Here is a 5,831-nt window from a genome sequence, read left to right on the forward strand (position 1 = left end):
CCCCTCCGCTCGGTGAATATAGAACCGTCTTGGTATACTCGATGCCGCTGGGTGGGGGCATCCACCGCATCAGTTCATTGTGATGGACAAGAGCGGCACCAATCTGGCGGGTCTGACCAACATCAACATCGCCCTGCTTGTCCTTGGCTTCTGGTGGTCTTTCATCGACATCCTTCAGGTCAAATACCTGAACAACATTGCGGAACAGGACCACCGGTTCATCAAGAAACTGACCAGGCCGATGATGGGCTTCAAAGTGTTCCATTCAGCAAGTGCCACCCTTGATGGATTTGAAACAGCGCACATGATCCGCAAGGGACAACTGAACCAGCCGGGTGTGCCTGCTTACCGCCAGTTCATCGAACTCGCAGGATAACTGTGTCAAGACAAAGCCATTGGTCTCACATCAGGAAAAATTTGCGACACTACCGTTTCTTATGCTTTGTTGCTGACCCAGAGATGCTTCTCTGATCAATGCACTTCCGCAGTTCAATGCGTCTTTCAAAAAGTCTGCTTGCGACATAGTCATTCCGGCACTCCTTTAGCCGCAGCTAGCGGGATATGCGCGCGGAAGTTTCGCCATCCAATACTGAAGCAGAAATACCATTCCGCCATATCTTCGATGCATCTTCGCCTGACAATCCTCATGGTGTGCTCCACAAGCATGAAAGCGGTGCAGCAAACAATTTTTCCCCGAACGGAACGACTTGGTCATGATCATAGAGGACCATGCCTTGAACAAATTTCTTCCCGCATGCCTCCGCCAGTTTGCGCATGCCGGAGAAGTCACCTGCAGAAACCGTGGCAGACGATTTCACCTCAATCCCAACGACTTCTCCGCGCCTATTTTCCAGTACGATATCGACTTCGTTCTTGTCTTTGTCTCGGAAGTGCGAGAACGAGCACCTCTGCTCGCTCCACGTTGCGATCTTGCGCAGTTCGCTGAACACGAAAGTTTCCAGGATCGCACCGAAACTCGTTTTGTCCTTTCGAACCACGTCCGGTGAGACATCTCGCATCGCCGCGAGGAGGCTCGCATCGAAAAAATGTAGTTTGGGCGATTTAGTCAGTCGCTTTAGCCGATTTGTGAACCAAGGCTGCAACGTATGAACAAGGTAGAGGCTTTCGAAGACACTGACGTATTTCTGTGTGGTGACATGATTGAGGTCGAGGCTGGCACCGATGCCCGTGTAGTTGACCAACTGTCCTGAGTGCTCGGCAAGCACTGACATCAGTTTTGGCATGATGGCGAGTTGTTCGATCTGAGCCACATCTCGGACGTCGCGCTGGACGATCGCATCAAGATAGCCGTGATACCAATCCTGCTTCCGCGACCATCGTGCTCGACCTAGCGCTTCGGGATACCCGCCCGAAAGGACGTTTTCTACGAGGTCATCACCGACGATCATATGGTCGGCCGTCGGCTTCTCTCCAGCAAACGCGCGATCGATGAACCTCGATTTCGTTCCAAGGATTTCTGCCTGCGAGAGAGGCAATAACCGAACGACCTCCATGCGGCCAGCTAGGGAATCCGCCACCTTGGGAATGGTCATTAGGTTGGCCGAACCCGTTAGGAGGAACCGTCCTGGAGTTGTGTCGTCGTCGACCAAGTTCTTAATAGCGAGCAAGAGGTCTGGCGCGCGTTGGATTTCATCGATCACGGCGCGATCCAATCCGCGGACGAACCCTACCGGGTCATCTATTGCCGACCGCAAAACGTTGGCATCGTCCAATGTGAGAAAGGGTGTTTTGTCCGACGCGATGTCGGTTGCAAGCGTCGTTTTTCCGGACTGACGCGGCCCCGAGATGAGAACCACACGAGTGTCAGACAACCCTTCCTCCACTCTGGTTTTGGCAAATCTCGGATACATGTGCGACTTAACTCCCCTCGACCGATTGAAACTACACACCCGACCAATTGAAAGTCAAGTTCCGACTATTTGAAAGTGAAGCGGTGACTGATTAACACTTACGAATCGACTAATTGAAAGTCAAAGCCCGACCGATTGAAAGCATGAGCGATCAGACCCGCAAGATTTGGGCTTCGTCGTTCCCCTCAAACGCGACCTTGTTGCATAAATTCTTGTGCGGCCCGCAGCGGCCCCTTTCCCGGAATTTAGCATCATGAGATGCGCTCGAACGTGGGACGTGCGAGGGAAGTCATCTTGTTGAGGACTGAGACACCTATCCGGCTCTCGGTCCGCCCGCATCTTTTGGCTCGGCGTGAGCATCGATGCCAAAGTCACTGATCGGCTGTACTCGGAACAACCAGTTCATTTTCAAAAAGGCGTTCTCAACAGCATTTACACCAAGTCGCTCGGTACGATGTCGATCTGTCATTTTGCTGCTCTCGTCTCTGCCAAAAAGGCCGCAAAGGGACGAATATCTCCCTGTACGCTTGCGGCCTCCAACGCCCGCATATATTCCACTCGTTGCTCAACTCTAATGACTGTCCAGGGTTGTCCTGCTGCAGCCATCATTACGTTCATTAAAAATCGTGCAATGCGCCCGTTCCCATCAAGAAACGGATGGATGAACACAAAGATGAAATGCCCCAGGACAATCCGGACTGCCGGATTCGTCTCTTCCTTTAGGAGATCAAAAAAGACCGGTATACAGTCCCGGACAGCTTCCACGCTCATGGGAACGTGCTGAGATTGCCGTATATAGACCGGCGCTGTTCTATAACCCGCCAGCTGTGAGGCTTTTAAAATGCCAGCAGTGACCGACGGGGCGAAGAGGTTGCGATACCAGTCGCTCAAGTCCCTCTCAGCAACTTCGCCGGCATCGGATCCCTCCAGAACCGCTTTCACGCTGTCCTTCACACGCTGAAACGCCTCCCAATAGCCTCGAGCGGCGAGCGCATCTTTTAACGCACGATCTTCGGCGTTGTCTTTCGGATTCCAGCTTCCGGTTCGTACCTTTTCTATAAGTTCGGGTGAGACCTGGTACCCTTCGATTGAAAGAGAGTGATAAGCATCGGTCACATAGATGTCGTCGATCTGTTTAAGATATGCCTCAGTGTCGTTGGTGATGGGCTGAGCCGTTGGAAATAGCTCGATTACGTCACCCCGCATGCTCTCCCACTTCAGTTGAATACGATGCACGTGAGGAGATGTGATCCGTCCTGCGTTTGCCACAGTTATGGATTGATCAAATGGGTTTACCTCTCGCACATCATGGGATGCGCTCTTCATAGCGGACAGGATTTCATCTGCGATCTTTTCAGAGCCGATGCTACGAAAGGCACCTGCCAATCTACCTGCAGCACGTGTATGACCGCCATCTAGGAGTTGTCCAAGCAATTGAGATGCATCAGGCATTGTCGCCAGAATTGTCCGCGCTTCCGTTGGGTGGTTCCTAAAGAACGCTTCGGGGACAAGTATCAAGGCATCTTCGGCTGCAAACATACGTAGCCCGTCTCTGACTTCTAGCCCTTCGCCTCGAGCAATGACCGCTTTGGTTTCAAAAAGTGACGTATTGTGCGGCATATCGGTTCTGGCGTTGCCTGCCTTTGGCGCGCGTACCAGCAGCTGTGAAGGTACGGACGTATCACCCGCATGCAGGATCAGGCTTTGCTCGGGTGAAAGCGACCAGTCATCTCCAAAGCGTTCGCTCAAATACTGAGAACAGAAATCCCAGAAGGATGTGTACCAGGCTGTACTCTCGCCAGCATTTTCCTCGGGCCTGGATGGGACGTACCATCCTTTCATGACTTCCTTGAGGAAGCCTGACTTCATCAACCGCTCGCGATGTGTACGCGAAAGGTCCTTTGAGCGAATTGCCACCGCCCCCTTTGTTTGTAGGGCTTTCAACTCTTCCAAGGAGCTTGCGAGTTTTTCTGCTGCAGTTGCCATAGCATTCTCGGTTCTTGGTCATTTTTTAGATTTTGGCGCAGTACATCACTTAGAATTATTTGTCGAGCAAAGGTTAGAGTTTTGTGACGGACGAAAATCAGGCAGAGATGACGATCAATGATTAGGTTATTATGCCATGCAAATCATAGTCGCAAAACAAACGGGCGTGTTGCAAAGATTGTCGTGTTAATCCTGCCTTGAGGTTTGGCTGTTGAAAGGCATATAAAATTTGCGACACTACCGCCGAACATCCTCTCGATGACGTTTCTGCTCTTGTAAAGTTATGGCGAGAAACAGTTTTTCCATTTGCGTGTTTTGCGGGGAGGGATGTTTGGCAGCGAACTGCGCGCCTCGACGGCTCGGCGGATCCGGTCACTGTCGTAGCCTTTATCGCCATGCAGAACGCCGTTTGCCGGAACGAGCGGCAAGAGTGCCTCAGCTCCTGTGAAGTCCGAGACATTGGCTCCCGTCAGGTGGAAGGCGATTGGGCGTCCCTTGTTGTCGCTCAGGGCGTGGATTTTTGTTCCCGGACCACCACGAGCTCGGCCCAGGGCATGGGCTTGAGCCCCCCTTTGCCGCCATGGGCGACCCGATGCGCCCGAACGGCTGTGCTGTCGATCATCACTTCCAGAACAGGACCGCCGGTTTGGGACAATGTGTCGAAGATCTCTGTCCAGACACCTTTCTCCGACCAGCGGACAAAGCGATTGTAGAGGGTTTTCCTCGGCCCGTAGACCTCCGGCGCATCGACCCACCGACCGCCCGACTTCAGAACATGAATGATGCCGCTGATCACCCGCCGGTCATCGACACGGGCCGGGCCCCGCGTATCGGTCGGCAACAGCGGCTGCAACTTCGAAAACTGCTCATCGCTGAGCCAAAACAAGCCATCGGACATCGCCAAACTCCTGTTTAGGAACTTGAATCAGACTGCAACTGATTTGCATAGCCATTTTATGGGCCTGAAGCCTAATCGTTTTTTCGTCTTATAAGCGGCTGATTTACCAAGTGAGCCATATTGACTGATGCTTTGGCTCACATGATTGTCTGTGGCAGTAGAAGCTCCATTATCGAGTTCGTAAAATGAGATTGCTCAAACCAAGCATTGATCACATACCCGCATATGTCTCGGCGTTACGAAGAGGATGGTCGCCTGACAAATTGCGAGCTGAAGCAACGCAAGAACAGTTACAGAGCATTGACAAGGATGCCGCGTTATTCGTTTCAAACCTTGATGATCCGACTGCAAAGGCTGGGCCGGTTACTCTACCGGACGGCTCGAAAGTACCCCGCCTACCTAGCATTCGCCGATGGATATGGGATGGAGAGTTTTGCGGCCACATCGGCTTGCGATGGAAGCCGGGGACGGAGGAATTGCCACCCACTTGTTCAGGGCACATCGGATATGCCGTCGTGCCGTGGCGGCAGCGAGAAGGGTTGGCATCTGCGGCGCTCGTCGCAATTCTGCCCGAGGCGAAGGCAGTTGGTTTGGATTATGTTGAGATAACCGCCAGCCCTAACAATCCTGCGTCGGTCCGTGTGATCGAGAAGGCGGGGGGCAAGTTGATAAGAAGTTATAGTGCTGACAAGGCTCTTGGGGGCCATGAGACTTTCGAGTTTAAGATCGAACTTGCATCTTGAGCCTGTCTCAAAAAGCTGCCGTGAACGCCCGATCCATTTGCGGTAGAGAAGTCCCACGCCTTACCAGGCTGGTCATGGTGCCGCATAAGTCAGGTCTGATGCCGGTTGAGTGTCCTATAGATGGTTGGTCTGGAAACGGAAAACACTTCGGCCAGGTCGCTGATTGAATACTCTCCGGTTCCATGCATGCGGCAGAGTTCTTTCTGCTGCTTGTCAGATAGTTTTGGCTGCTTGCCGCGCAGCTTGCCTTTGGCGCGGACTAAACCACTACCGGCTGATGCCGGTAGGATTATCGATGTGCTTCTCAAGGTACTGAAGTACGACATCTTCAGT

General features: G+C 52.6%; 5 protein-coding genes and 2 pseudogenes. 2 read left to right on the forward strand and 5 right to left on the reverse strand.

Annotated features, from left to right (window positions below; all coding sequences use genetic code 11):
* Positions 1–70: 70 nt before the first annotated feature.
* Positions 71–376, forward strand: a pseudogene (locus Q0835_RS29130) (DDE-type integrase/transposase/recombinase); the annotation flags it as partial.
* A gap of 268 nt (positions 377–644) precedes the next feature.
* Here Q0835_RS29130 and Q0835_RS29135 read toward each other — a convergent pair.
* The 4 genes and pseudogenes from Q0835_RS29135 to Q0835_RS29150 form a co-directional block, all read right to left on the reverse strand.
* On the reverse strand, positions 645–1,871 hold the full coding sequence (locus tag Q0835_RS29135; protein ID WP_298966849.1) for an ATP-binding protein: 1,227 nt from the start codon (positions 1,869–1,871) through the stop codon (positions 645–647).
* A 313-nt stretch (positions 1,872–2,184) separates the two neighbouring features.
* Positions 2,185–2,340 (reverse strand): DUF4365 domain-containing protein, encoded by a 156-nt coding sequence (locus Q0835_RS29140; protein ID WP_298966851.1) that lies wholly within the window; start codon positions 2,338–2,340, stop codon positions 2,185–2,187.
* Entirely contained in the window at positions 2,337–3,857 is a 1,521-nt protein-coding gene (locus Q0835_RS29145) for a Fic family protein (protein WP_298966853.1), read from the reverse strand. The genes Q0835_RS29140 and Q0835_RS29145 overlap by 4 nt, the downstream gene beginning before the upstream one ends.
* 209 nt (positions 3,858–4,066) lie before the next feature.
* Positions 4,067–4,755 (reverse strand): annotated as a pseudogene (locus Q0835_RS29150) (IS5 family transposase); the annotation flags it as partial.
* 185 nt (positions 4,756–4,940) lie between these two features.
* Here Q0835_RS29150 and Q0835_RS29155 point away from each other — a divergent pair.
* Positions 4,941–5,498, forward strand: a complete 558-nt coding sequence (locus Q0835_RS29155) for a GNAT family N-acetyltransferase (protein ID WP_298966855.1) — start codon at positions 4,941–4,943, stop codon at positions 5,496–5,498.
* 89 nt (positions 5,499–5,587) lie between these two features.
* On the opposite strand, the gene Q0835_RS29160 is transcribed toward Q0835_RS29155, so the two are convergent.
* The coding region (locus Q0835_RS29160; protein WP_298966856.1) for a helix-turn-helix domain-containing protein at positions 5,588–5,831 on the reverse strand (244 nt) is incomplete at its 5' end.

The sequence above is a fragment of the uncultured Roseibium sp. genome, from assembly GCF_947499295.1.
In the GTDB taxonomy this organism is placed as follows: domain Bacteria; phylum Pseudomonadota; class Alphaproteobacteria; order Rhizobiales; family Stappiaceae; genus Roseibium.

Coding starts and splice junctions, on each gene's coding strand:
- Q0835_RS29135 (WP_298966849.1), bottom strand. CDS start 1,871: ATGTATCCGAGATTTGCCAAAACCAGAGTGGAGGAAGGGTTGTCTGAC.
- Q0835_RS29145 (WP_298966853.1), bottom strand. CDS start 3,857: ATGGCAACTGCAGCAGAAAAACTCGCAAGCTCCTTGGAAGAGTTGAAA.
- Q0835_RS29155 (WP_298966855.1), top strand. CDS start 4,941: ATGAGATTGCTCAAACCAAGCATTGATCACATACCCGCATATGTCTCG.
- Q0835_RS29140 (WP_298966851.1), bottom strand. CDS start 2,340: ATGACAGATCGACATCGTACCGAGCGACTTGGTGTAAATGCTGTTGAG.